General features: G+C 67.5%; 18 protein-coding genes. 5 read left to right on the top strand and 13 right to left on the bottom strand.

Features of this window, described 5'->3' with window-relative positions:
• Positions 1–83: 83 nt before the first annotated feature.
• From HMPREF3113_RS05070 to gap, 7 genes are all read right to left on the bottom strand, one after another.
• The gene (locus tag HMPREF3113_RS05070; protein ID WP_019183908.1) at positions 84–1,088 is read right to left on the bottom strand and encodes a class I fructose-bisphosphate aldolase; all 1,005 of its coding nucleotides are present in this window, start codon (positions 1,086–1,088) and stop codon (positions 84–86) included.
• 152 nt (positions 1,089–1,240) lie between these two features.
• Positions 1,241–2,707, bottom strand: a complete 1,467-nt coding sequence (gene pyk / locus HMPREF3113_RS05065; RefSeq protein ID WP_070471197.1) for a pyruvate kinase — start codon at positions 2,705–2,707, stop codon at positions 1,241–1,243.
• A gap of 213 nt (positions 2,708–2,920) precedes the next feature.
• Positions 2,921–3,562 (bottom strand): HAD-IA family hydrolase, encoded by a 642-nt coding sequence (locus HMPREF3113_RS05060; RefSeq protein ID WP_070471195.1) that lies wholly within the window; start codon positions 3,560–3,562, stop codon positions 2,921–2,923.
• Positions 3,559–4,734 (bottom strand): phosphoglycerate kinase, encoded by a 1,176-nt coding sequence (locus HMPREF3113_RS05055; RefSeq protein WP_019183905.1) that lies wholly within the window; start codon positions 4,732–4,734, stop codon positions 3,559–3,561. Before HMPREF3113_RS05055 ends, HMPREF3113_RS05060 begins: the two co-directional genes overlap by 4 nt.
• 155 nt (positions 4,735–4,889) lie before the next feature.
• Positions 4,890–6,245: a DUF3999 domain-containing protein gene (locus HMPREF3113_RS05050; protein WP_070471193.1), complete on the bottom strand. Its 1,356-nt coding sequence runs from the start codon at positions 6,243–6,245 to the stop codon at positions 4,890–4,892.
• Entirely contained in the window at positions 6,242–8,917 is a 2,676-nt protein-coding gene (locus HMPREF3113_RS05045; RefSeq protein ID WP_070471190.1) for a DUF2339 domain-containing protein, read from the bottom strand. The genes HMPREF3113_RS05050 and HMPREF3113_RS05045 overlap by 4 nt, the downstream gene beginning before the upstream one ends.
• A gap of 179 nt (positions 8,918–9,096) precedes the next feature.
• Positions 9,097–10,098 carry a type I glyceraldehyde-3-phosphate dehydrogenase gene (gap, locus tag HMPREF3113_RS05040; RefSeq protein ID WP_046273181.1) on the bottom strand — a complete coding sequence of 334 codons (1,002 nt, stop codon included), beginning with the start codon at positions 10,096–10,098 and terminating at the stop codon, positions 9,097–9,099.
• 200 nt (positions 10,099–10,298) lie between these two features.
• Here gap and HMPREF3113_RS05035 point away from each other — a divergent pair, with 200 nt between their 5' ends.
• A complete protein-coding gene (locus tag HMPREF3113_RS05035) occupies positions 10,299–10,928 on the top strand; it encodes an OmpW/AlkL family protein (protein WP_070471189.1) in 630 nt (209 codons plus the stop codon).
• Between the two features lie 123 nt (positions 10,929–11,051).
• Here HMPREF3113_RS05035 and HMPREF3113_RS05030 read toward each other — a convergent pair whose 3' ends face one another.
• A complete protein-coding gene (locus tag HMPREF3113_RS05030) occupies positions 11,052–11,753 on the bottom strand; it encodes an aspartate/glutamate racemase family protein (RefSeq protein WP_070471187.1) in 702 nt (233 codons plus the stop codon).
• Positions 11,754–11,874: 121 nt separating this feature from the next.
• Here HMPREF3113_RS05030 and HMPREF3113_RS05025 point away from each other — a divergent pair, with 121 nt between their 5' ends.
• Together HMPREF3113_RS05025 and HMPREF3113_RS05020 are read left to right on the top strand one after the other, a co-directional pair.
• Entirely contained in the window at positions 11,875–12,690 is an 816-nt protein-coding gene (locus HMPREF3113_RS05025) for a S1/P1 nuclease (RefSeq protein ID WP_070471185.1), read from the top strand.
• 10 nt (positions 12,691–12,700) lie between these two features.
• Complete coding sequence (locus HMPREF3113_RS05020; RefSeq protein WP_070471183.1) at positions 12,701–13,507, top strand: MBL fold metallo-hydrolase; 807 nt, start codon at positions 12,701–12,703, stop codon at positions 13,505–13,507.
• A gap of 47 nt (positions 13,508–13,554) precedes the next feature.
• Here HMPREF3113_RS05020 and HMPREF3113_RS05015 read toward each other — a convergent pair whose 3' ends face one another.
• From HMPREF3113_RS05015 to HMPREF3113_RS05005, 3 genes are read right to left on the bottom strand one after another with little or no spacing between them, the layout of a single operon-like run.
• Positions 13,555–14,124: an energy transducer TonB gene (locus HMPREF3113_RS05015; RefSeq protein ID WP_070471181.1), complete on the bottom strand. Its 570-nt coding sequence runs from the start codon at positions 14,122–14,124 to the stop codon at positions 13,555–13,557.
• Complete coding sequence (locus HMPREF3113_RS05010; RefSeq protein WP_070471179.1) at positions 14,121–15,326, bottom strand: TonB family protein; 1,206 nt, start codon at positions 15,324–15,326, stop codon at positions 14,121–14,123. The genes HMPREF3113_RS05015 and HMPREF3113_RS05010 overlap by 4 nt, the downstream gene beginning before the upstream one ends.
• A complete protein-coding gene (locus HMPREF3113_RS05005; RefSeq protein WP_070471398.1) occupies positions 15,319–15,684 on the bottom strand; it encodes a BlaI/MecI/CopY family transcriptional regulator in 366 nt (121 codons plus the stop codon). Before HMPREF3113_RS05005 ends, HMPREF3113_RS05010 begins: the two co-directional genes overlap by 8 nt.
• Positions 15,685–15,801: 117 nt before the next feature.
• Between HMPREF3113_RS05005 and HMPREF3113_RS05000 the strand changes: the two genes are divergently transcribed.
• Positions 15,802–16,359: a flavin reductase family protein gene (locus HMPREF3113_RS05000; RefSeq protein ID WP_046274000.1), complete on the top strand. Its 558-nt coding sequence runs from the start codon at positions 15,802–15,804 to the stop codon at positions 16,357–16,359.
• Between the two features lie 31 nt (positions 16,360–16,390).
• The gene (locus tag HMPREF3113_RS04995; RefSeq protein ID WP_070471177.1) at positions 16,391–18,343 is read left to right on the top strand and encodes an acetyl-CoA hydrolase/transferase C-terminal domain-containing protein; all 1,953 of its coding nucleotides are present in this window, start codon (positions 16,391–16,393) and stop codon (positions 18,341–18,343) included.
• 198 nt (positions 18,344–18,541) lie between these two features.
• On the opposite strand, the gene tkt is transcribed toward HMPREF3113_RS04995, so the two are convergent.
• Positions 18,542–20,551, bottom strand: a complete 2,010-nt coding sequence (tkt, locus tag HMPREF3113_RS04990) for a transketolase (protein WP_070471175.1) — start codon at positions 20,549–20,551, stop codon at positions 18,542–18,544.
• A 151-nt stretch (positions 20,552–20,702) separates the two neighbouring features.
• Positions 20,703–22,046: a dicarboxylate/amino acid:cation symporter gene (locus HMPREF3113_RS04985; protein WP_019183891.1), complete on the bottom strand. Its 1,344-nt coding sequence runs from the start codon at positions 22,044–22,046 to the stop codon at positions 20,703–20,705.
• Between the last annotated feature and the right edge of the window lie 6 nt (positions 22,047–22,052).

Raw genomic sequence — 22,052 nt, 5'->3', positions numbered from 1 at the left:
CGTGCATGTGCGCACCACTGTCCCGCCCAAACAAAAACGCCGGCACAAGGCCGGCGTTTTCGTTGACGGTGGTCAGGCGTGAATCAGCCGTTCCACTTGCCCAGGGCGGCCTGGCCGTTTTCCTTGGCGCGATCGTAGATCGTCTGCTGCGCCTTGGCGACGTTGGCCTTGGTGTCCTTGGCCCACAGCTTCAGCGCGGCCTGCTGCATCGCGCGGCCGTAGGAGAAGCTCAGCGGCCACGGCAGGTTGCCCATCTGGTTCATGGCGTTCAGATGCGCGGTGGACTGCTCATCGCTCTGGCCACCCGACAGGAACACCACGCCCGGCAGGATCGCCGGCACGGTGCTCTTGAGGCACATCACGGTCGACTCGGCCACTTCCTCGACGTCGGCCTGCTCTTCGCAGCCCTTGCCGGAGATGACCATCGAGGCCTTCAGGATGGTGCCTTCCAGCAGCACGTTCTGCTGGTACAGCGCGTCGAACAGCGAACGCAGGGTGGCTTCGGTGACTTCGTAGCAGGTCTCGATGTCGTGGTCGCCGTCCATGATCACTTCCGGCTCGACCATCGGCACCAGGCCACATTCCTGGCACAGCGCGGCGTAACGGGCCAGCGCGTGGGCGTTGGACTCGATGCAGGTGCCCGACGGGATGCTTTCGCCGATGTTGATGACCGCACGCCACTTGGCGAAGCGCGCACCCAGCTTGTAGTACTCCTGCAGGCGCTCACGCAGGCCGTCCAGGCCTTCGGTGACCAGCTCGCCCGGGCAGCCGGCCAGGGCATGGGCGCCCTTGTCGACCTTGATGCCTGGAATGATGCCCTGGGCCGCCATGTACTTGGCGAACGGGACGCCGTCCTTGGTGGACTGACGGATGGTCTCGTCGTACAGGATCGCGCCGGAGATGTGCTCGTTCAGCTTGGGCGTGGTGAGCAGCAGTTCGCGGTAGGCGCGACGGTTCTCCTCGGTGTTCTCCAGGCCGACGCTGGCGAAGCGCTTGCCGATGGTGCCGGTGGATTCGTCGATCGCGATGATGCCCTTGCCCGGGGCGACCATGGCCTGTGCGGTTTCAGCCAGCTGTTCGATGCTCATGTACTTCCTGTGGCGGGTGCGGGAAAACGCCAATTATAGACCCCGCCTCCCGTGAACTGACCGTCCACGGAATCTGGAAACGATTCCATTTGAAACGACGAACCCGCGCGGCCGTAAAGCCACGCGGGTCCGGGTGTTGCGCGGGGGGGCGGTTAAAGCTCGCCCAGCCCGCTGGCACGGCCGTCTTCGCCCACTTCCAGCAGGCGCAGCGTGTTGGTGGCGCCATGGGTTTCCATGTGTTCGCCACTGGTGAAGACCACGCGGTCGCCGCCCTGCAGCTGGTTCGCTTCGAACAGCAGGCGGATGCTGCCACGTGCGGCTTCGCGCGGGGTCAGGCCGCGGCTGTCGAAGTTGATCGGGAACACATCGCGCATCAGCGCCATCTGGCGGCGCGCGCCGTCATGGCGGGTCACCGCGAACACCGGGGCCGAGGCACGGAAGCGCGACAGGTAACGCGCGGTGCCACCGGATTCGGTCATCGCCACGATCGCGCGCACGCCCACGTGCTGGGACAGGAACATGGTGGCCATGGCGATCGCCTGGTCGGCGCGTTCCAGGTTGCGCGGCGAGGCGCCGAAGTCCGTCTCGGTCTGGAACTGGCGTTCGGCACCCAGGCAGATGCGGGCCATCGCTTCGACCGCCTTGACCGGGTACATGCCGGCGGCGGTTTCGGCCGACAGCATCACCGCATCGGTACCGTCGATGACCGAGTTGGCCACGTCCAGCACTTCGGCGCGGGTCGGGATCGGGCTTTCCACCATCGACTGCAGCATCTGGGTGGCGGTGATCACCACCTTGTTCTGCGCCAGCGAGGCCTTGATGATCTTCTTCTGCAGGCCCGGGAGTTCGGCATCGCCGATTTCCACGCCCAGATCACCACGCGCCACCATCACCACGTCACTGGCGTCGACGATCTCTTCCAGGTTGTCGATCGCTTCGGTGCGCTCGATCTTGGAGACCAGCGCGGCGTAGCAGCCGTGCGACTCGGCGATCTCGCGCGCATCGTTCATGTCCTGCGCATTGCGGCAGAACGAGACGGCGATGAAGTCCACGCCGATCTTGGCCACGATGCCGATCAGTTCTTTGTCACGCTCGGTCAGCGCGCCCAGCGACAGGCCACCGCCCTGCTTGTTCAGGCCCTTGCGGTCGGACAGCACGCCATCGTTGAGCACGGTGTTGATGATGCGCTCGCCCTGCACTTCGTTGACCTGCAGCTGCATCAGGCCATCGTCGAGCAGCAGGATGTCACCGGCGGTCACGTCCTGCGGCAGGCCCAGGTAGCTCACGCCGACCTGGGTGGTGTCGCCGGCCGGCGCATTCGGCGAGGCGACCAGGTCGAAGCGGTCACCGGCCTTGAGCTTGATCTTGCCTTCGGCGAAACGCTCGATGCGGATCTTCGGGCCCGGCAGGTCGGCCAGGATGCCCACTTCCACGCCCACGCGGGCGGCCGCGGCACGCACATCGGCGGCGCGCTTGGCCTGGCCGGACGGGTCACCGTGGCTGAAGTTGAGGCGAACCACGTTCACGCCGGCGCGGAAGAGATCCTCCAGCACGCCCGGCGGGTCGGTGGCCGGTCCGAGGGTGGCGAGGATCTTGGTGCGACGCTGACGCTCAATCATGGTTAATGGGCTCCCGTTAAAGGAGCGAAATTAGCACACCCTTCACGTCCCATGAATACGTTTACAGCATTGGCGCAGTTGGGTTTCGCTGTTGTCCTGCAGACAGCGCGAGACGACCGGGCGGACAGCGCATTGGCTGCCCGCCGGCCAGCGCCAGCCCCGGCGGGGCTTTGCGCAGGACATGCGGCGGCGTACGGGACGCCGCCGGGTGCCTCAATCGATCAGCGTGAGCAGCTCATCGGGGGCCTGCGCCAGGTGCTCCGCACCGGCCGCCGTGAGTTCTTCGGCACCGCCAAAGCCCCACAACACGCCGATATTGCGCAAGCCGTGATGACGCGCGCCTTCGATATCCATGCGCCGGTCGCCGATCATCCAGCACTGGGCCGGGGTCAACGACAGCCGGTGCAGGGCCTCGGCGACCAGCTGCGGCTTCTCGCTGCGGCTGCCGTCCGGGGTGGCCCCGATCACGTCCTCGAAGCAGTCGCCGAACGGCAGGTGCTCGACGATGCGCCGCGCGTGCGGCTCGTTCTTGGCGGTGACGATCGCCAGCCGGTGGCCGCGATCCTTCAACGCCTGCACGACCTGGCCGATCCGCGGGTAGACCTCATGCTCGCGCCAGCCGACCACGTCGAAGCGCTCGCGGTAGTACGTCACCGCCTGCTCGACCTGGGCCGGGTCAGTGAACAACGGCGCGAAGCTGGTCCGCAGCGACGGCCCGATCCAGCGCCGCAGCTCGGCCTGCGGCGGGACCGGCTGGCCCATCTGCGTGAGCGCATGCGCCACGCACTGGGTGATCCCGACGGCCGAATCGATCAGCGTGCCGTCGAGGTCGAAGAACAGCACATCGCGGCTCACGAGCCGCGGGCCTCCAGCGCGGCGACGGCCGGCAGGGTCTTGCCTTCCAGGAACTCCAGGAAGGCGCCGCCACCAGTGGAGATGTAGCTCACCTCGCCCGCGATGTCGTACTTGTCCACTGCGGCCAGGGTGTCGCCACCGCCCGCGATCGAGAACGCCGGCGAGGCGGCGATGGCACGGGCCAGCGCTTCGGTGCCATGGCTGAAGGCCTCGAACTCGAACACGCCGACCGGGCCGTTCCAGACCACGGTGCCCGCCTTGGCGATCAGGCCCGCATAGTGCTGGGCGGTATCCGGGCCGATATCCAGGATCAGGTCATCCTCGGCCACGTCGGCGACGGCCTTCACCGTGGCTTCGGCGTCGGGCAGGAACTGCTTGGCCACGACCACGTCGGTCGGCAGCGGGATGTCAGCGCCACGCGCCTTGGCATCGGCCACGATCTTCTTCGCGGTGTCCAGCAGGTCCGGCTCATACAGCGACTTGCCGACGGAATGACCGGCGGCCGCGATGAAGGTGTTGGCGATGCCGCCGCCGACGATCAGCTGGTCGACCTTGCCGACCAGGCTGGAGAGCAGCTCCAGCTTGGTGCTGACCTTGCTGCCGGCCACGATCGCCAGCAGCGGCTGGGCCGGGGCAAGCAGCGCCTTGGCCAGCGCGTCCAGTTCGGCCATCAGCAGCGGGCCGCCGGCAGCGACCGGAGCGAAGCGGATCACGCCATGGGTGGAGGCCTGTGCACGGTGCGCGGTGCCGAAGGCATCCATCACGAACACATCGCAGAGCGCGGCGTACTTCTTCGCCAGCGCTTCATCGTCCTTGCCTTCGCCCACATTCATCCGGCAGTTTTCCAGCAGCACGATCGAGCCCGGCGCGACCTGCACGCCGTCCACCCAATCGCGCACCAGCGGCACCTCGACACCCAGCAGCTGCGACAGGCGCAGCGCCACCGGCGCCAGGGATTCGGCCTCGCTCCACACGCCTTCCTTGGGACGCCCCAGGTGCGAGGTCACCATCACGGCAGCGCCCTTCTCCAGGGCCAGCTTCAGCGTCGGCAGCGAGGCGGTGATGCGCTGCTCGGAGGTGATCTGGCCGTTGTCGATCGGCACGTTCAGATCCTGGCGGATCAGCACGCGCTTGCCGGAGAGATCGAGGTCGGTCATGCGAACAATGGACATAAGCAACTCTTTGGCTCTGAAGAAGGAAAGGCGCCGCGCGGCGCAGACCGTCATTGTCCCGGCTGGCGCGGTGCATCGCAAATCCAGTGAGAAAGGCGCAGTGGCGAGTGTTGGTCGTCGCGCGCGGACAGGCCGTACCGACCAACGATCGGTACCTACCCGTTCCGGTGTGGCTGGCGCAGCAGGCTGAGCGCGAACCCGCCGACGATCAGCACGCCGATCACCAGCAGGGCCCACAGCAGCCACTGCTTCCAGTCGCGCTGCGCTGCCAGCGCAGCATCGCCGGCGAGCACTTCCGGTGCGCCGTGCACGGTGGCCTGTGCCGGCTGCCACTGCGCGCCATGCTGTTGGCGCAGTTGGGCGATCACGGTGGCGACCGGCGCGTCCTGGCGCTCGGCGCGCACGCTGCCGGCGGCCACCGCATACGGCGGCTCGCCCTGGCTGAGGAACACCAGCGTTTCAGGCTGGTAACCGAGCTTGAGCGTTGGCGCCGGCATCGACTGCGGCTGGCCCGCGATCAGTTTCCAGTAACGATCGCGCGTGCTGCGCGTCAGCGGCTGGGTCTGGGATTGGCGGCGGTCGGCGGCGTCCTGCAGCTGATAAGCCACCCACGGGCCTGCGCGCACCTGCCATGGCTCGTCGGCGTCATCGCGGCTCAACAGCGTCCACTGCACCACGCTGTTGTCGGCGGTGGCGATGTCGGCCTGCGCGATCGGGAAGCGCCCATCGAGTTGATATTCAAACTCGCCCGGCTTGCCGGCGGTGCCGCTCAACGATTGCCAGCGCCAGGCGATCGCCTGCGCGGTCGGCACCAGCTCGGCCTGCACGGTGGACAGCGCCGGCAACGCATCCGCGCCGATCGGCAGGATCCGGAAATACCTGGCCTGGCGCGCGATCTCGATGCGGCGCTGCTGCAGGCGGCGGCCTTCGTGCTGCAGGTCGACCAGCGGCACATCGTCGGCGATGCGCAGCCAGTCGCGCAGGTCGTTGCTCATTTCCACCCGCACGCGCGCCTGCAGGGGCACCTGGGTCTGCCAATCCAGGCGCAGTGCCTGCACCCCGGTCTTGAGCGCACTGGCATCGATCAGCCAGCCCGCCGGTTGCCCGGCCGCCCCACCCCGCCCCAGGCGCGCTTCCACCCGGCGCACGCTGCCATCGGTGTTGCGCTCGGTGAGCAACTGCAGGTCATCGCCGGAGGTGCCCGCCATGGGGGGCAGCGGGAACCAGGACAGCGTCTGCCATTGCGGTGCCTGGGCCAGCGGCTGGTCGGCCGCGAGCAACGCCGAGGGCAGTGCCTGACCTTGTGCATTGAACACCTGCACATCGGCCAGGCGTGGCGACACCGCGGTGCGGTACACCCCGTCATCCAGGGTCAACCGATATGCACCAGCCTGGGGTTGCGCGAGCTGCAGCGGCCATTGCTGGCGGTACGCCTGGCGGTCATCGGCGGTCTGCGCCAGCGCCGGCAGTGCGAATGCGGCAAGGAGGATCAGCGGGCGGAAGGTCTTCAAGGGTGCGGCTCCACGGCAGGGTCCGGCGCGCGGGGCGGCGCCGGTGCCAGATAACCCACGACCGTGCACAGCAGGCCGTAGGCGATGAAGGAAGAAATGCCGAGCAGGTTGCCCAGGTGCTGCCGGTCGATCAGCACCAGCTTGGCCAGCACGACGCCCATCAGCACCGCACCGACCAGCCACAGCGCGCGCTGCCCGCGGCGCGAGCCCCATACCCAGCTGATCACGCCGAGCACGCTCCACACCACGGTCAGGCTGGTCTGGGCCAGGGTGGAGGACCACAGGCGTTCGTTCCACGGCACCCCGCCCCAGTGATGCACGGCATGCAGGGTGATGCTGGTCAGCGCGACGAAGCCGGCAATGGCCAGCAGCGGAATGCGGAGGGCGCGCAGGCCGTCGGGCGCGTGCGCGGACCACAGCCAGCGCGCGGCCAGCACCAGCACCGCCAGCTGCGCCAGCTCCACCGGGTTGAGCAGCGGCAGCCACGGCAACGGCGCGGCGCCGGCCGGAACCAGCAACAGGCCGGCCCAGCTCACGCCCAGCACGGCGAACAAGGTGATCTGCAGCGGCGTACGCATCGGGTCGAAGCGCTCGCCCAGCGGCACCGTCAGCCAGCGCCAGCGCAACAACGCGACCGCCGTGACCAGCAGCCACGGCAACAGCATCAGGGCCAGGCCCCAGCCCCGCGCCAGCGCGAAGCGATCGGCCAGCCACAGGCTGGCCAGCGACACCACCGACGGCCACAGCAGCCACCACAGGAACTGCGCCGCCAGCGAGGTGCGGTCGTCGCCCCCGCGCAGGCACCAGAGGCTGCGCACGCCCAGCAGCGCGAACACCGCCCAGGCCAGCGCGCCATAGCCGGCGAACGGTTGGTCATGTACATCGGCCTGCCACAGCGCCAACGGGAAGGCGGCCAGCACCATCGCCAGCGTGGTCAGCACCAGCGCACGCGCCGGCCAGCGGCGATGCATCTCGGCGGCCAGCCAACCGGTCACGGCTGCGGCGATCAGCAGCGCATCGGGCTCGGTGCGGTGGGTGACGAAGCGCAGGATCTCGTGACTGAGGCTGCCCAGCCACCACAGCAGGCCCCACAGGTAGTACACGATGGCCGGCGCATCGCGCTGCGCGCGGCGGTAGCTGAAGGCCGCCGCAAAACCGGCCAGCGCCAGCAGCAAGCCACTCATGAAGGTCGGGTTGGCGATGGCGGTGGCATCCAGGTGCCAGTAGTCCGCGCCCACGACGAAGCCGAACGCGGCCCCCAGGGTCAGCACTGCCCCGCTGACCTGTGGCAGCCAGCGTTGCTGGCGCAGGCCCAGCCAGGCCAGCGCGGCACCTTCCAGTGCGAACACACTGGCGGTGGCGCGTGCAGACAGCGCCAGCGGCACCGCCAACGTGGCGAAGCCGACCGCGAGTACCGCATGCGACTGGCCGAGCGCAGCGTAGCGCTCACGCTTGATCAACGCCCACGCCAGGCCTGCATACAACGCAGCCAGTGCCAGCGAACACAACGCCAGCAGCAGGCGGTCGTCATGCAGCAGGCCGGCCTGTAGCGAGAAGGCGATCAGCGGCGTGCCGAACACCAGGCTGCCATCGATCAGGTCGCGCTTTTCCGCACTCTGCCGGCGCGCATAGAGGATCGGGATCAGCAGATAGAAGGCGAAGAACAGCAGCAGGAACGGCTCGGTGCTGGCGAACTTGTCGGCGCTGTACTGGAGCACGCCCCAGGCCGTCCCGATGCCGAAGGTGAAGGCGAAACCGAGCAGGTTCAGGGCGCGCCACGGGCGCCACCAGGCAATCGCCAGGATCGCTGCATTGAGCACGGCGTAATACGAGAACAGCGCGACATGGTTGCCGCTGCCGGTGGACAGCCAGATCGGCGCCATGAAGCCGGCCAGGATGCCGAGCACGGCCAGCGTGCGCGAGTTCTGCACCACCGCCAGCACGCCCATGCCGGCGATCAGCAACACGCTGAGCACGAAAGCGGGCGCGGCAGGCATCAGGTCATAGCGTTTGAACGCGGCGAAAATGGTCAGCAACAGGATGCCGATCGCCCCGCCCTGCAATGCCAGCGCGAACATGCGCCGGGTATCGCGCTGCACCCAGCCGAATACCAGCCCGGCCAGCGCCGCCACGGCGATGGCGGCCAGGCGCAGCTCGATCGGTGCATTCAACCAGCCCTGGTCGCTGGCGTACTTGAGCAGTGCGGCCACGCCGGCCAGCAGCACCAGCATGCCGATCTTGACCGGCACATTGCCTTCGGTGAACCACTGTTTGAGGGTGCCGACGAGCCGCTCGCCGATGCCGGGGCCCTGCGGTTCGGGCGGGGCGACCGGCTGCGCGGGCGGGGGCGGCAATGGCGGCGGTTGCGCCACGTCGATCACCGGTTCGATCCTCGGCTCCAGCGCCTCGGCGGCCGTCGTGGAGACAGGCGCAGAGGTGGCCCTCGCGGCGCCGACGGTGTCGACCGATGCCAGGTCGGTCCAGTGCAGCGACCTTTCCCGCTCCGCCGGCGCCGGCGCCGGCGCCGGTGAAGCCTCCCAGGCGGACCCGGCGGCGCGCTGCTCCAGCGCGGCGACGCGTCGGCGCAGCCCGGCGATCATCACCAGCGCCACGATCAGCAGCAGCGGGATCGCCAGCAGTACCAGCACCAGCAGGACAATCAGAGCTTCCATTCCAGGCCATCCTCAAGAGGTCGCCACGGCTGTACCCGGTAGGCACAGTGCCGGCGGCACGCGGGCCATGCTAATGGATCGGCGGCAGGCGCGGGATCAACGCCCCGCAGCGCCTGCCTGAAACGACAGACCCCGGCACGGGGCCGGGGTCTGTTGAATGACGCAGGGGACGCGCTGGCTTACGCCGCGACGACCTTGACCATTTCCAGGCACTTGTTGGAGTAGCCCCACTCGTTGTCGTACCAGGACACCAGCTTGACGAAGGTGCCGTCCAGCGCGATGCCGGCATCGGCATCGAACACCGAGGTGTGGGTCTCACCGCGGAAGTCGGTCGCCACGACCTTGTCTTCGGTGTAGCCCAGGATGCCCTTCAACGCGCCTTCGCTCTGTGCCTTCACTTCAGCGCAGATCTCGGCGTAGGTGGCTTCCTTCTCCAGCTCCACGGTCAGATCGACCACCGACACGTCCGAGGTCGGCACGCGGAAGCTCATGCCGGTCAGCTTCTTGTTCAATTCCGGGATCACCACGCCGACGGCCTTGGCCGCACCGGTGGAGGACGGAATGATGTTTTCCAGGATGCCACGGCCACCGCGCCAGTCCTTGTTGGACGGGCCATCGACGGTCTTCTGGGTGGCGGTCGCGGCGTGCACGGTGGTCATCAGGCCACGCTTGATGCCCCACTTGTCGTTGATGACCTTGGCCAGCGGGGCCAGGCAGTTGGTGGTGCACGAGGCGTTGGAGACGATCGCCTGGCCGGCGTAGGTCTTGTCGTTCACGCCGAACACGAACATCGGGGTGTCGTCCTTCGACGGTGCCGACAGGATGACCTTCTTGGCACCCGCGTCGATGTGCTTCTGCGCGGTTTCCTTGGTCAGGAACAGGCCGGTGGATTCGATGACGACGTCCACGCCGACCTCGTCCCACTTCAGGTTGGCCGGATCGCGCTCCTGGGTCAGGCGGATCTTCTTGCCGTTGACCAGCAGGTCGTTGCCGGAGACTGCCACGTCAGCCTTGAAGCGGCCATGCACGGAGTCGTACTTCAGCATGTACGCCAGGTAATCCGGCTCCAGCAGATCGTTGATGGCGACGATTTCGATGTCATTGCCGAAGTTCAGCACGGCCGAACGCAGCACGTTGCGCCCGATGCGACCGAAACCGTTGATGCCAACCTTGATTGCCATGTTCACAAGCTCCTGCAGCCGCGACGGTGCGGCGCCGATGGAAAGGGGTGTTCATTCTAGCAGGGCCGGACCCGGGCAGGCCCGCGCAAGCCGAACGGGAACCGGTTACAACGGCAAATACCCGGATTGATCCGGATCAAGGCGCGCAACCGCGCGGGCGGCAAAACTGGCCCCATTCCAACCCGCCACGAGACCGTCTCATGCGCAAGACCTCCCCCCTCCTGCTCACCAGCCTGGCCGCCGCCCTGGCGCTGGCCGCCGCCCCGGCCATGGCCCAGTCCAAGGGCGACTGGACGATCGGTGCCGGCGTGCACCAGGTCGCCCCGAAGTCCAACAACGGTTCGCTGGCCGGCGGCACCCTGAAGGTCGATGTCGACAACGACATCAAGCCGACCATCACCGGTGAGTACTTCATCGCCGACAACCTCGGCATCGAGATCCTGGCCGCGCTGCCGTTCAAGCACGACATCAACATCGCCGGCCTGGGCAACGTGGGCAGCACCAAGCACCTGCCGCCGGTGGTGTCGCTGCAGTATCACTTCAACAGCGCGGGCAAGGTCTCCCCGTTCCTGGGTGCCGGCATCAACTACACGACGTTTTTCAGCGAGAAGACCGGCGGCGCGCTGGCCGGCAGCAAGCTGAAGATGGAGGACTCCTGGGGCCTGGCCGCCCATGCCGGCCTGGATTTCGCGATCAATGACAAGGGCTCGCTGCGCGTCGATGTGCGCTGGATGGACATCGACAGCAAGGTCAAGCTCGATGGCGAAAAGATCGGCACCGTCAACATCGACCCGCTCGCCTACGGCGTGTCGTACGTGTTCAAGTTCTGATCGGCGGATCAGGACACAACCAGGCAACACCCTCGCAGCAAGACAGTTTCCCCGGCTTCGGCCGGGGTTTTTTTTGGACAGGCGCGGCGGTCCGGGGGGCGCTGCGGGGCGTGACGCTCGCGGTTACGCTGCGGAAAGCAGATGCCGCGCCGCGGCCTGCGCATGCAGCGTGGTCGTATCGAACACCGGCACGGTTGCATCCTGCGCGCCGACCAGCAGCATGATCTCCGTGCAGCCCAGGATGATGCCCTGCGCGCCGCGATCCACCAGCCGCTGCATGACCGCGCGATACCTCTCGCGCGATGCCGGCAGCACCTGCCCCTGCACCAGCTCCTCATAGATGATCCGGTGCACCGCCGCGCGGTCCTCGGGCTCCGGGACCAGTACCTCCAGTCCATGCGCGTGCGTGAGCCGACCCTTGTAGAAATCGTGTTCCATCGTGAACGCGGTGCCGAGCAGGCCAATGCGCCGCAACCCGGCGCCCTTGATCGCTTCGGCCGTCGGGTCGGCGATGTGCAGCAGCGGAATCGCGATCGCCGCCTGCACCGCATCCGCCATGCGGTGCATGGTGTTGGTGCAGATCACGATGGCGGTGGCTCCGGCGCCCTGCAGGCGTTGGGCCGCATCGATCATCCGCTGCGTGGCACTGTCCCAGTCGCCGGCATGCTGCAGCGCCTCGATCTCGGCGAAATCGAACGACCACAGCAGGATCCGCCCGGAATGCAGCCCGCCCAGCGTGTCGCGCACCTGCTCGTTGATCAGGCGGTAATAGTGGGCCGAGCTTTCCCAGCTCATGCCGCCGATCAGGCCAACGATGTGGGCCATGGGGTCGCTCCTGCGTCCGCCCGATGCCGGGCACCCGCCGAGCCTAGCCGAACCCGAGCGGCACTGCAGCCGGCCAGATCGCGGCAAGCCCGCGCGCGGCCAGCCCGCTAGAATGCCGCGGATGAAAATGCCTTCCCTGCTCCCGGCCACCGCGCTCGCGCTGGCCCTCACCCTTGTTTCCACCGATGCCCTGGCCTGGGGCGCGCAAGGCCACCGCCTGGTGGCGCGGATCGCCGAGGCCCGGCTGACCCCGCAGACCCAGGCCGAGGTGGACCGTCTGCTCGCCGCCGAGCCGGATCCGACACTGCACGGCATCGCCCCGTGGGCCGATCAGCTGCGCGCCAAGGACCCCGGCCTGGGCAAGCGCTCGGCCGGCTGGCACTACGTCAACATCGGCGAAGACGATTGCCACTACGAAGTGCAGAAGCACTGCAGGAACGGCAATTGCGTGGTCGAGGCGCTGAAAGCACAGACCGCGATCCTCGGCGACCGCAGCAAGTCCGATGCCGAACGCGCGCAGGCACTGAAGTTCGTGGTGCACTTCGCCGGTGACATCCACCAGCCGATGCATGCCGGCTACGGCCATGACAAGGGCGGCAACGATTTCCAGGTGCAGTTCAACAACCGCGGTACCAACCTGCATTCACTGTGGGACAGCGGCATGCTGAATGAGCAGACGCTGGACGACGACCAGTACCTCAAGCGCCTGCTGGCCCTGCCCAAGCCGGTGTTCGCAACGCGCTCCAACATCGATGCCGATGCCGTGCAGTGGGCCGAGGCCAGTTGCCGGATCGCGATTGCACCTGGCGTTTACCCGGACAAGCGTACGCTGGCCCCGAGATATGCGGCGACCTATCGCCCGGTCGCCGAGCGCGAGCTGCGCCTGGCCGGTGAACGCCTGGCGGTGCTGCTCAACGACACCTTGGGCAAACGCTGAGGCCATCACCATGTCACTGCACGTCGCCAGTTTCTTCCATCCGGACAGCCACACGTTCAGCTACGTGGTGCATGACCCGGCGACGTTGCAGGCGGCGGTGATCGATCCCGTGCTGGATTACGACCCGGAGACCGATGCATTCGGTGCCGGGCCGCTTCAGCCGCTGCTGGCCCACGTAAGCGGGCACCGCCTGCAGGTGCGCTGGCTGCTGGACACCCATGCCCACGCCGACCACGTCAGCGCCGGGCGCTGGCTGAAGCGCCATTGGCCGGACGCGACTCTGGCCATGGGCGCGGGCATCGTGCAGGTGCAGCGCACCTTCGCACCCCGTTACGCGCTGGAGGTACCGACCGACGGCTCGCAGTTCGATCATCTGTTCGCCGATGGCGAACGCTTCACGCTCGGTGATATCGACGCCGAGGTGATTGCGGTGCCCGGCCATACCAGTGACAGCGTGGCGTATCGGATCGGCGATGCGCTGTTCACCGGTGATTCGCTGTTCATGCCTGACGGCGGCACCGCCCGCTGCGACTTTCCGGGCGGTGACGCGGCGCAGCTGTACCGCTCGATCCAGCGGCTGCTGGCCTTGCCGGACGCGACGCGCGTGTTCATCTGCCACGACTACGGCCCCGGTGGCCGCGAGGTCGCCAACGAGACCACCATCGGCGCGCAGCGCGCGCACAACATCCACCTGCATGACGGCATCAGCGAAGCCGAGTTCGTGGCCACCCGCCAGGCCCGGGATGCCACGCTGGCCGAACCGACACTGATGCACCCCTCGGTGAAAGCCAACATCCAGGGCGGCCCGCCGAGGTAGTGCCGGCCGCTGGCCGGCTCCCCTGCAACGGGTGGCCCCCGTTTTCCTCAGCGGCCTTGCCCGCGCACCACGTGCTGCCCTTTCACGATCTCGAACGTGAAGCCGTACAGCAGGCTCACCGGTACCGGTTCGGTGCGCTCGGCGCCCTCGCAGTTGCCTCGATCCGTGGGTACGCGCTGCGGAGGGAAATGACAGACGGCCGCGGGGACAAAGCGCCATATCGCCACCGCTTCCTGGGCAGCCTGCACGAGGGGCGCGTTCTCCGGGGCATTGCCGGCGGCGCAATCGCTGCGATCGATCACGGGCAGACTGCGTTCGACCTTGCCTTCCGCATCGATCACCAGCTGCAGGCACACTGTCGTCGGTGCCAGCGCGCGGCGCGGGTCGCGATCACCGACCGCCGGGTCCGGCCCCGCATTGAGCTGCGGCATCCGGTAGCCCTCGCTCGGCCCCAGCTGATACGTCTCCACCTTCCCGCTCCCCTGAGCGCCGACGTTCGGATCCAGACGCTGGTGAGCCACGTTCTCGGCACGCGTGTCCACCGTGGTCGGCGAGGGGTGACTGGCACAGCCGGCCACCAGCATCGCCAGGACCACGGCGAGTGACCCCCGCTTCACAGCGTCGGGTCCGACGCATCCAGTTCGAATGTCATCGGAATCTTCAACGCCGAGGCAACGGCGTGTCCATTCTGGCGCGCCGGTTCGAACGTCCATTGCTTGGCCGCAGCGATCGAGGCCTCGTCGAACACGCCGGCCGGGGTCGAACTGAGTACCCTTACATCGCCGGGCTTTCCAGCCGCATCCACCTCCACGCGCAGCACCACCTTGCCGGAAATGCCCTGATCAAACGCGGCTTTGGGATACCTGGGCGGCGTCAGGTCACGGGCCTGCGCGCCCACATCGCTCGTTGCCGCGTTGGCCTTCGCCGGCTCGTCGCCGGCGCCGCTCTGGCTGGCCCAGGCCACCGTGCAGAGCCCGACACACAGCCCGACCACCAGCACCTGCCCGGTCATCCACGGCAATGCCTTCCGCTTGTGTTCCTTCAACATGGCAATACGCTCCTTCAACATCGGTTGGCTGCGCCAGTGGCAGGCCATCGGGGCAACCGGGTGGACCAACTGCGCCTTCAGCAGCGCAGTGGCGTAGAGCCGGCGCAGGGCCGGATGCGGATCGACCGTGCGCGCGTCGCAGGCCAGTTCCTGATCGCGCAGGAAGCGGCGCGCCGCCCACGGCAGCAAGGGGTGGAACCAGAACACACAGCGCAGCACGGCAAGCGCGGCGTTTGCCCAGGGATCGCCATGGCGGCGATGGCTGTGCTCATGGCGCAGGATCAGCTCCTGCTCGGCCGGGCTGAATCGCTGCTCGAAGTCCGGGCTCACCACGATGCGCGGCTGCCACAGGCCGACCAGCGCCGGCAGGCCGGGATCGCCACTGGCCTGCCAGCTGCCATCCATGCGCGGCTGGAGCACGCCCAGTGCGTGCTCGAAGCGGCGCTGCGCGCGCCAGCTGACGCAGGCCACCGCTACCGCGCCCAGCAACCACACCGTCAACAGCAGTAGCGGCCACTGCGAGGCGTCGGTGGGCACGGCCGGCGCGCGCAGGGCCGAAGCCATGACCATGACCGGGTCCGTTTCAGTCATCGGCAGCCGTGGCAGTGGCAGGTAGGGCGCGACCAGCATCAACGGCAGCAACCACCAGCTGCGGTAGGCCAGCGCTGCGCCTCCGAGGCGCAGCAGCAGCGGCCTGGCCGCGGCCAGCACCAGCGTCGCCAGCGACAGCCACACGCTGGCCTGCAGCAGTCCATCAAGCAGCTCAGTCATGGCCCAGCTCCAGGATCAGCTGCTTCAGCTCGGCGATGTCCTGCGCGCTCAGCTCCCCGCGCTGGCTGAAGTGCGCCACCAGCGGCGCGACGCGACCGTCGAAGACCCGGTCCAGGAAGCCCTCGCTCTGCTCGGCCACCCAGGCCTGGCGCTGCAGCACCGGCGAGTACAGATAGCGACGCCCATCGCGGCTGGCGCTGATCGCGCCCTTGGTCAGCAGCCGGTTGAGCAGGGTCTTGATGGTGGGCTCGGCCCAGTCGCGGCTGGCCAGCGCGGTCACCACCTCGTCAGCGCCCAGCGGATGGCTGCGCCACAACACCTCCATCACCACCGCTTCGGCTTCACTGATCTGGCTCATCATTTACACCCGTAATCGACAGATCGATTACGCCCGTAATCAACCTGGGTGTCAACCCTTCGACAGCCGGTTCATGCAGCCGCTGCCAGCATCTGCGCACGCCCCACGGAGCCCTCGATGAGACGCTACCGAAAATTCGACTACCCGGTCGACGATGTGCGCCGCTTCCTGGAGCCGGGCCCGATCGTGCTGATCAGCTCGGCCTGGAAAGGCCAGCGCAACATCATGACCCTGGGCTGGCACATGGTGCTGGAGTTCACGCCCTCACGGCTGGCAACGATGATCTCCAGCGGCAACCACAGCTTCGAGCTGATCCGCCGCAGTGGCGAATGCGTCATCAATGTGCCCACCGCCGAGATGCTCGATACGGTGGTGGGCATCGGCAACAGCAGCGGCGCGGAGATCGACAAGTTCGACCACTTCGGCCTGGAGGCGGTGGCCGCCACGGAGGTCGCCGCCCCCTTGATCGCCCAGTGCCACGCCAGCTTCGAGTGCCGGCTGGCAGACCGCAGCCAGATCAAACGGCATGGCCTGTTCATCTGGGAGGTCGTCAAAGCGCACGTCGCGCGCTCCCCGAAAGTACCGCGCACGGTGCATTACCGCGGCGATGGCCAGTTCATGCTTTCCGGCGATGAAGTCTCGCGTCGCCGTCTGTTCAAACCGGAAATGCTGTAATGACCCGCATGATTTCGCAGGATAGCGCCGCATGACCGAACACCTGACCGACCTGGACGCCGCCGTCGAGTGGCTGCTGCAGCGGGTCGATGGCCCCCTGCGCATTGGCGCCCCGCTCGCACTGGGCAAGCCGCACCGGCTGCTCAACGCGCTGTATGCCCGTGTTGAACACGATGCCTCGCGGCCGCTGCAGCTGTATACCGCGCTGTCGCTGAATCCGCCGCGTGGCGGTGCCGGGCTGGAAGCGCGCTTCATGACGCCCTTCGCCGAGCGTCATTTCGGTGCGGAGTTCCCGCGCCTGGCCTACGCCGATGCCATGGTGCGCGACCAGCTGCCGGCGCATGTGCAGGTGGAAGAGTTCTACATGCAGTCCGGGGCGCTGCTCAATTCCTCGCAGGCGCAGCGCAGCTACACCAGCCTCAACTACACCCATGCCGCCGATGCGGTGGCGCAGCGCGCGCCGCATGCGATCGTGCAGAAAGTGGCGATGCGCGCGAACGACCGGCGCCTGTCGCTGTCGTGCAACAACGACATCACCCAGGACACGCTGGATGCGATGGTCGCGCGCGGGCTGCCACGCCCGTTGATGATCGCCGAGATCGATCCGCAGCTGCCCTACCTGGCCGGTTCGGCCACGGTGGATGTGTCGTTCTTCGATCTGGTGATCACGCCACCGGGGCCCTACCCGGACCTGTTCGGCCTGCCGCGCCAACCGGTGAGCGATGCCGACTATGCGATCGGCCTGTACGCCAGCACGCTGGTGCGCGATGGCGGCACGCTGCAGATCGGCATCGGTACGCTGGCCGATGCGCTCAGCCATGCGCTGGTGCTGCGGCATACCGACAACGCCCGCTACCGGCAGATCCTGCAGGCGCTCGATCCCGGCCTGGCCAGCAACCCCACCGTCCTTGAGTGCGGTGGCCTGGAGCCGTTCGAGATCGGCCTGTACGGTTGCAGTGAGATGCTCAACGAGGGCTTCCGCCGGCTGGTCCAGACCGGGGTGATCCGGCGCAAGGTGCATGACGATCTGGCGCTGCTGCAGCGGATCGAGAACGGCACCGCGTGGACCACCGACTACGCCACGCTCGAAGCCGAGGGCGAGTATCTGCACGGCGCGTTCTACCTGGGCTCGCCGGAGTTCTACCAATGGCTGCGCGACCTGCCCGAGGAGGAGCGCAGCGCGATCGGCATGCGCCGCATCAGTGAGATCAACCAGCTCTACGGCGGCGATGAAACGCTGGAGCGGATGCAACGCCGCGATGCGCGCTTCTTCAACTCCTGCATGATGGCCACCGCGCTCGGTGCGGCCGTTTCCGATGCGCTGGAAGACGGCCGTGTGGTCTCCGGCGTCGGCGGCCAGTACAACTTCGTGGCGATGGCGCATGCCCTGCCCGGCGCCCGCAGCGCGCTGATCTTCCGTGCCACCCGCGAGGACAAGGGCACGCTGCAGTCCAACGTGCGCTGGAACTACGGGCACACCACGATTCCGCGGCATCTGCGCGACCTCTACATCAATGAGTACGGCATCGCCGACCTGCGCAACATGACCGACGAAGACTGCGTGATCGCGATGGCCACGATCACCGATGCGCAGTTCCAGGCCGCCTTGCTGGACAAAGCGAAAGCCTCGAAAAAGCTGGCCGCCGGGTTCACTGCGCCCGACGATGGGCGGCGCAACACCGCGGCCGAGGTCAGCGCAGCACTGGCGCCATTCCGCCAGTCCGGCCTGCTGCCGGACTATCCGCTGGGCAGTGATTTCACCGAAGTCGAGCAGCATCTGGTCAAGGCGCTGGGCTGGCTCAAGCAGAACACGCAGACACCGATGGCCAAGCTGCGCACGGTGCTGGCTGCGCTGACGCAACCAGCCGGCGATGGCGACCAGGCCTATCTGCAGCGGATGGGGCTGGAAGCACCGAAGACGTTCGGCGAACGCATCGAGGCGCGGTTGGTGCGCTTGGGATTGGCGCGCACGGCAGCCGGGTGATGTAGATCCACGCCATGCGTGGATGCGTGGGGATCACGCGTCAGCCGTGGTCGAGGGTTGCGCCAACAGCATCCACGCATGGCGGGGATCTACCCTCGATCAAGGATGGCGTGGTGATTGCCCTTCAACAAACGAAAAGGCCGGGGAATCTCCCCGGCCTTTCGCGTTGCAGCTACCGGGCAGCGCCCGGCACCGCCATCAGTTCGCCAGCTGCGCCTTGGCCGCGGCCACGACGTGCTCGGCGGTGATCCCGAAGTGCTTGTACAGCGCTTCGGCCGGGGCCGAGGCACCGAAGGTGTCGATACCCACCACCGCACCGTCCAGGCCCACGTACTGGCGCCAGAAACCGGTGACGCCGGCTTCCACGGCCACGCGGTTGCGCACGGCATTGGGCAGCACGGACTCGCGGTAGGCGGCGTCCTGGCGCTCGAACACGTCGGTGGACGGCATCGACACCACGCGGGTCTTGATGCCGGCGGCATCCAGTTCCGCCTTGGCGGTCACGGCCAGGCCCACTTCCGAACCGGTGCCGATCAGGATCACGTCCGGCACGCCGCCTTCGGCGTCGGCCAGCACGTAGCCACCGCGCGCGATCTGGGCGACCTGTTCGGTGCTGCGCGGCTGGTGCGGCAGATTCTGGCGGCTGAAGACCAGGCAGCTCGGACCATCCTTGCGGGTGATCGCCGACTTCCAGCTGACCGCCGACTCGACCGCATCGCACGGGCGCCACACATCGTTGTTGGGGATGTAGCGCAGCGAGGCCAGGTGCTCCACCGGCTGGTGAGTCGGGCCGTCTTCGCCGAGGCCGATCGAATCGTGCGTGTACACGTGGATCGCGTGGGCCGGGATCAGCGCGCTCATGCGCACGCCGTTGCGGGCGTAATCGCTGAACACCAGGAAGGTGGCGTCGAACGGAATGAACCCGCCATGCAGGGCCAGGCCGTTGGCGATCGCGGTCATGCCGAACTCGCGCACGCCGTAGTAGACGTAGTTGGCGTTCGGGTCATCGGTGGCGACCGACTTGCTCGCCTTCCACAGGGTCAGGTTGGAGTGCGCCAGATCGGCCGAACCGCCCACCAGCTCCGGCAGCAGCGGCGCGAACGCTTCGATCGCCAGCTGCGAGGCCTTGCGCGAGGCGATGGTCTGGCCGTCGGCCTGGACCCGGGCGATGTAGGCATCGGCCTTGGCGATGAAATCGGCCGGCAGCTCGCCGTGCGAACGACGGATCAGCTCATCGGCTTCGGCCGGGTACTGCGCGGCGTACTTGTCGAACTGCTGCTCCCACTCGGCCTGGCGCAGGGTGCCGGTACCGCCGGCACGCCAGCCGGCGTAGATCTCTTCCGGGATCTCGAACGGGCCGTACGGCCAGCCCAGCTGCTTGCGGGTCGCTTCCAGCTCGTCCTTGCCCAGCGGGGCGCCGTGGCTGGATTCCTTGCCGGCCTTGCCCGGCGAACCAAAACCAATCGTGGTGCGGCAGCAGATCAGGGTCGGCTTGTCGAACTGCGACAGCGCGCTGTCGATGGCGGACTTGATGCTCTCCGGGTCGTGGCCATCGACGCCGCGCACCACGTTCCAGCCATAGGCCTCGAAACGCTCGGGGGTGTTGTCGGTGAACCAGCCATCGGTGTTGCCGTCGATGGAGATGTGGTTGTCGTCCCAGAAGCAGAGCAGCTTGGACAGGCCCCAGGTGCCGGCCAGCGAGGCGGCTTCATGCGAGATGCCTTCCATCAGGCAGCCGTCGCCCAGGAACACCCAGGTGCGGTGGTCGACGATCTCGTGTTCGGGGCGGTTGTAGCGCTGAGCCAGCAGCTTCTCGGCCAGGGCGAAGCCCACGGCGTTGGCCAGACCCTGACCCAGCGGACCGGTGGTCGTCTCCACGCCGGGGGTTTCATGGTGCTCGGGGTGGCCGGCGGTCTTGCTGCCCAGCTGGCGGAACTGCTTGAGCTGCTCGATCGGCAGGTCGTAGCCGCTCAGGTGCAGCAGCGCGTACTGCAGCATCGAGCCGTGGCCGTTGGACAGCACGAAGCGGTCGCGGTTGAACCACTTGGGATTCTTGGGGTTGTGACGGAGATAGTCGTTCCAGAGCACTTCGGCGATGTCGGCCATGCCCATCGGCATGCCGGGATGACCGGACTTGGCGGTTTCGACCGCATCAGCGGCAAGGAAGCGGATGGCGTTGGCCAACTGGCGGCGGGTAGGCTGCGTCATGGTTCTGTCGGAGTCGGGAGGCTCCCGCGGAGCTGCGGGCAGCCCATTGTCCCACAGGTGATCGGCGGGGTCAGGCCGAAGACAGGCCAGGCCCTTAACGACGACGCCCCGCACTGGGCGGGGCGTCAGGGCAGCTCGGGCCTGTGCAGGCTCAGTCGCGCGGGGCCGGCGCGGGGGCCGGGGCCACCGTGGCCACGACCGGGCCATCGTCCACCTCGCCCTTGGCCACCAGGGTGGTCAGGGCCAGATCGCCGGTGACGTTCAGCGCGGTACGGCACATGTCCAGGAAGTGGTTCACGCCCAGGATCAGGCCGATGCCCAGCGGGTTCACGCCGACCATGGCGCAGATCATGGCCACCACCGGCAGCGAGCCGGAGGGCACGCCGGCGGTGCCGATGCCGCCCAGGATGCAGACCGCCATCACCATGAACTGCTGGCCGATGCTCAGGTCCACGCCGAAGAACTGCGCCAGGAAGATCACCGTCACGCCCTCGAACAGCGCGGTGCCGTTCTGGTTGGCGGTGGCGCCCACGGTCAGCACGAAGCGCGAGACCTTCTGCGGCAGGCCCATCTGGTCGGCCACGCGCAGCGCGGTCGGCAGGGTGGCATTGCTGGACGCGGTCGAGAAGGCCATCACGGTGGCCTCCTGGGTGTCGCGGAAGAACGCCAGCGGCGAGCGGCCGGACAGCCATACCGCGACGCCGTAGGTCACCACCATGTGCAGGCCCAGCGCCAGCACCACCACGCCTACGTAGGCGCCCAGGCGGATGATCAGCTCGAAGCCGAACAGCGCGGCCAGGTTGAACATGAAGCAGGCCACCGCGTACGGGGCCAGGCGGATGACCAGGTTGATCAGGGTCATCGAGATTTCGAAGATGCCTTCGATGGCGCGACGCAGCGGGGCGACCTTTGCCTCGTCGGTCAGCACCATGCCGATGCCGAACATCAGCGCGAAGAACATCAGCGAGAGGATGGCGCCATTGCTGGAGGCCGCCTCGACCACGTTGCTCGGCACGATCGACAGCAGCATGTCCATGCCCTTGGGCGTGCCATGGATGCCAGCGACGATTTCCTTGCTGCGCTCGGCATTCTCGGTGAGCATCTGCGCGGCCACGACCGGGTCCACGCCCGCGCCGGGCTTGAGCACGTTGACCAGCACCAGGCCGATGCCCACGGCGATGCCGGAGAGCAGGATGGTGTAGGCCAGCGTCTTCCAGCCGATGCGGCCGAGGGCGCGGATGTCGCCCATCTCCGACACGCCCATGATCAGCGCCGAGAAGATCAGCGGCACGATCAGCATGAAGATCAGATTGAGGAACAGGCCCGAGGCCGGCGTGGTGACGTAGTCCATCACCCATTTGGCTGCGGCCTGCAGGCCGTCGATGCTGCCACCGAGCGCATGGACGGTCAGCCCGAGGACCAGGCCGATGATGAAGCCAATGCCCATTTTCCAGTGCAAAGGCAGTTTCTGCCGGGTCGTTGCGGCCTCAGTCATGGAGCG

The sequence above is a fragment of the Stenotrophomonas sp. HMSC10F06 genome (assembly GCF_001807865.1).
Lineage (GTDB): Bacteria > Pseudomonadota > Gammaproteobacteria > Xanthomonadales > Xanthomonadaceae > Stenotrophomonas > Stenotrophomonas bentonitica_A.
Note: the sequence above shows the minus strand (reverse complement) of the source record. Positions and strands in the feature narration are given on the sequence as shown.

Excerpts from the sequence above, each read along its gene's own strand:
- HMPREF3113_RS05070 (WP_019183908.1), bottom strand. The coding sequence starts at position 1,088 with ATGAGCATCGAACAGCTGGCTGAAACCGCACAGGCCATGGTCGCCCCG.
- pyk (WP_070471197.1), bottom strand. The coding sequence starts at position 2,707 with ATGATTGAGCGTCAGCGTCGCACCAAGATCCTCGCCACCCTCGGACCG.
- HMPREF3113_RS05055 (WP_019183905.1), bottom strand. The coding sequence starts at position 4,734 with ATGTCCATTGTTCGCATGACCGACCTCGATCTCTCCGGCAAGCGCGTG.
- HMPREF3113_RS05045 (WP_070471190.1), bottom strand. The coding sequence starts at position 8,917 with ATGGAAGCTCTGATTGTCCTGCTGGTGCTGGTACTGCTGGCGATCCCG.
- gap (WP_046273181.1), bottom strand. The coding sequence starts at position 10,098 with ATGGCAATCAAGGTTGGCATCAACGGTTTCGGTCGCATCGGGCGCAAC.
- HMPREF3113_RS05035 (WP_070471189.1), top strand. The coding sequence starts at position 10,299 with ATGCGCAAGACCTCCCCCCTCCTGCTCACCAGCCTGGCCGCCGCCCTG.
- HMPREF3113_RS05030 (WP_070471187.1), bottom strand. The coding sequence starts at position 11,753 with ATGGCCCACATCGTTGGCCTGATCGGCGGCATGAGCTGGGAAAGCTCG.
- HMPREF3113_RS05025 (WP_070471185.1), top strand. The coding sequence starts at position 11,875 with ATGAAAATGCCTTCCCTGCTCCCGGCCACCGCGCTCGCGCTGGCCCTC.
- HMPREF3113_RS05020 (WP_070471183.1), top strand. The coding sequence starts at position 12,701 with ATGTCACTGCACGTCGCCAGTTTCTTCCATCCGGACAGCCACACGTTC.
- HMPREF3113_RS05010 (WP_070471179.1), bottom strand. The coding sequence starts at position 15,326 with ATGACTGAGCTGCTTGATGGACTGCTGCAGGCCAGCGTGTGGCTGTCG.
- HMPREF3113_RS05005 (WP_070471398.1), bottom strand. The coding sequence starts at position 15,684 with ATGAGCCAGATCAGTGAAGCCGAAGCGGTGGTGATGGAGGTGTTGTGG.
- HMPREF3113_RS05000 (WP_046274000.1), top strand. The coding sequence starts at position 15,802 with ATGAGACGCTACCGAAAATTCGACTACCCGGTCGACGATGTGCGCCGC.
- HMPREF3113_RS04995 (WP_070471177.1), top strand. The coding sequence starts at position 16,391 with ATGACCGAACACCTGACCGACCTGGACGCCGCCGTCGAGTGGCTGCTG.
- tkt (WP_070471175.1), bottom strand. The coding sequence starts at position 20,551 with ATGACGCAGCCTACCCGCCGCCAGTTGGCCAACGCCATCCGCTTCCTT.
- HMPREF3113_RS04985 (WP_019183891.1), bottom strand. The coding sequence starts at position 22,046 with ATGACTGAGGCCGCAACGACCCGGCAGAAACTGCCTTTGCACTGGAAA.